This window comes from Paenibacillus zanthoxyli JH29 (assembly GCF_000520715.1).
GTDB classification, from domain to species: Bacteria; Bacillota; Bacilli; order Paenibacillales; family Paenibacillaceae; genus Paenibacillus_AQ; species Paenibacillus_AQ zanthoxyli.
This window is the reverse complement of the sequence record NZ_ASSD01000262.1, coordinates 1-2,953: the sequence shown is the minus strand read 5'-3', so window position 1 is coordinate 2,953 and position 2,953 is coordinate 1. Positions and strand designations below refer to the sequence as shown.

1 protein-coding gene is annotated in these 2,953 nt (G+C 54.1%); it reads left to right on the top strand.

Annotated elements, in window-relative coordinates:
* Positions 1–2,870, top strand: a 2,870-nt coding sequence (locus L691_RS0109775) for a glycoside hydrolase family 66 protein (RefSeq protein ID WP_025690282.1), incomplete at its 5' end; no start/stop codon positions are given.
* Between the last annotated feature and the right edge of the window lie 83 nt (positions 2,871–2,953).

Here is a 2,953-nt window from a genome sequence, read left to right as displayed (position 1 = left end):
CGCCTGCCGCAGTGGCAGCGGACACTCCGCCGGAACATAGAATCACGAAGATGGTTCCTTCCAAGGCCCGGATTGCTCCGGGCGAAGCCGCCGAACTTCTTCTGACACTGGATCAATCCGCCGACTGGAGCGGCAAGCTTCATCTGCAAATCTATCAGTTGAACACTCTAGTGGCGGAAGGCGTAAAGGATTTGACGGTGCGGAAGGACGGAAGCGCCGGGTTGAAAGTGGATTGGACTCCGCCAACCGCAGATTTTAAAGGCTATATGGCTAAGGCTTGGATCGAGGGAGCGGCGGCTGATGATTATGTGACCGCAGCGGTCGACGTTTCCAGTGATTGGACCCATTTTCCGAGATACGGCTATGTGGCCGATTTTCCGAAGGAGACGGCAGAGGAGAGCGATGCGAAGCTCAAAGAGCTGTCCCAGGAGTATTATCTTAATGCCTACCAGTTCTATGACTGGATGTGGCGGCATGATGTATCCGTATACTCGAAGACCGACCAGAACGGAAAGCCGCTGCGTGATGCGAACGGCCGCTTCATTACAGCACCGGTCGATGAGAATTCGAGCTATACTGATCTGCTCGGGCGGCTCTTGTATCCGCTGACCGTCAAGCAATCCGTGTCGGCCGCTCAAAGTTACGGTTCCGCGGCAATGGCCTACGAAATGAACTATGCGGCGCGCGAGAATTATCAGGACTTCGGCGTCAAGCCCGAGTGGGGGCTGTATAACAAGACAGCAACCGAATCCAGAATGCCGGAAAAGGATCAGTTCGGCTTTCATTTCGACGGGGTGAAGCCGCATCCGACGGCGCTCTATCTGCAGGACCCCGGCAATCCGGGATGGCAGTCTTTCATCACGCAGCAGTATGTCCGGGCCATCAACGATTACGGCTTTGACGGTATTCATCTGGACCAGTGGGGCGCCAACGACAATGATTATTTGCTCGGCTACGACGGAACCAAGCGTTACTACGCGAAGGATTTTGATAAAATCATCAATGCAACCAAAGACGCTATTAAGGCGAACAATGCGAACAAAAGTCATGTGACCTTCAATATGGTCGGAGGCAATAAAGGCTACAGCGCGGTCCCGAATCCGAATACGAAGACCGATTTCGATTATAGCGAAATCTGGCAGGATCAGGACAAGTACAAGGATCTTCAGCAGGTTGTGAATGAGACCCGCGAAGCCGATGGCGGCAAGGCGATGGTTATCGCCGGCTATATGAATTACAAGCAGGCGACTGGCGTTCAATATAACGGTTCCGAGGCGAAAGCTGTGCCGCCTTTGGTCCTGGATAAAGATACAATATTAGACTTCGGACATTTGAATGACACTGTATCATTCGATGTTGACGTTCCGCAATCGGGAGAAACGTCCTTGATCTACACCTATTCCAATGGAGGAACGGGGACCAGCCGGGCCGTGTATATTGACGGGAAAAGAGCAACTGATTTGAGCGGGGGGCCTGCCCGAATCTATTTTTCCCCAACGGATAACAGCAGCTCCTTCAGCCAGGACGGGTATTTTATCGTTCCGCATCTTAACGCAGGAAAGCATAGGGTGACGCTTAAAATGGACGAGGAGAGCGGGAACGGCAGCGTCAACATCAGAGGTCTGACGTTAGGCTACTTTAATGAACCGTCACTGCGCCTTATGGACGCCGGACTCGCGGCTCTGGGAGCTACGCATATCGAGATCGGCACCGCCGAGAATTTCGAGGAGGGCCCCAATATGCTGGCCCATGAATACTATCCGAACCGAAGCAAGAAGCTGCTGGAGTCTACTAAGGAAACCATGAAGGAGTATTACAAGTTCAACGCCGCTTATGAGAATCTGCTGTTTGACAGCAAGGCGGATCTTACCGCATCGGTAGAAGTGGAAGCTAGCGGCGGCAGGCTTGCAACCAGCAGCAGCGGAGCTCAGGATACCATCTGGACCACCGTGCGGAAGAATCGCTCGAACGCCGGGTTTGAACGCTATGATGTACTGCATCTTATCAATCTGCTGAACAATGATGATAACTGGAGAAACGCCGCAAATGAGCCGGTTCTGCAAAATAGCCTTAAAGTAACCTATGATATTGGAATATCGAAAGAGGCTGCGCCGAATCTAAAAGTATATGCCGCCAGCCCGGATACCCATCATGGCATGTCTACGGAGCTGAAGTACACATGGAATGGAACCCGTCTCACGATTGATCTGCCTTCATTAAAATACTGGACCATGATTTATATCGACAAAGCGTACAGCGCGGGCGATACCGCGAGCACAGATATAAGCCATCTGAGCAGCTTTACCGCGCTCGCTTACGACAAGTCCTACTCGGATGTCGCCCCCAGCCATTGGGCTTACCAAGCGATCACTTCCTTAACGGCGAAGCATGTGATTAACGGAATGACGGATAGCACGTTTGTTCCGTCGGCCAAGGTTACACGCGCCCAGTTCGCCGCGCTGCTGGCCAGAGCCCTCCATTTGCAGAGCACGGGCCGGGCTCCATTCCAAGATGTAACGGCGGGCGCCTGGTATTCATCCGGCGTTGCCGCAGCCTATGAAGCCGGAATCATTGCCGGACGCGGCGCCGGCAAGTTCGCGCCAAGCGAAGCCATTACACGGCAGGAAATGGCAGTCATGCTGGCTAAAGCATTCGAGCGGGCGGGCGGAAGCGATGCGGCAAACAGCCAGAGCCTGACCTTCCAGGATCGCGGGCACATTGCGGCATGGGCGCTCCCGTCTGTGCAATCGGTCATCGGTACCGGACTCATGGCCGGTCAGGCGGACGGCCGCTTTGCTCCGGCGCAGACGGCTACCCGCGCGGAAGCGGCCCAGGCTATCGCCAATCTGTTGAGCAAGACTGCCAACTGATTGAGGCAGATGGTCAACAATCAGCACAAAGCCCTCCCGGGTAGTGCGAGGCCACTGAAAAAGGTTAGCTTTTGACTTTGTGA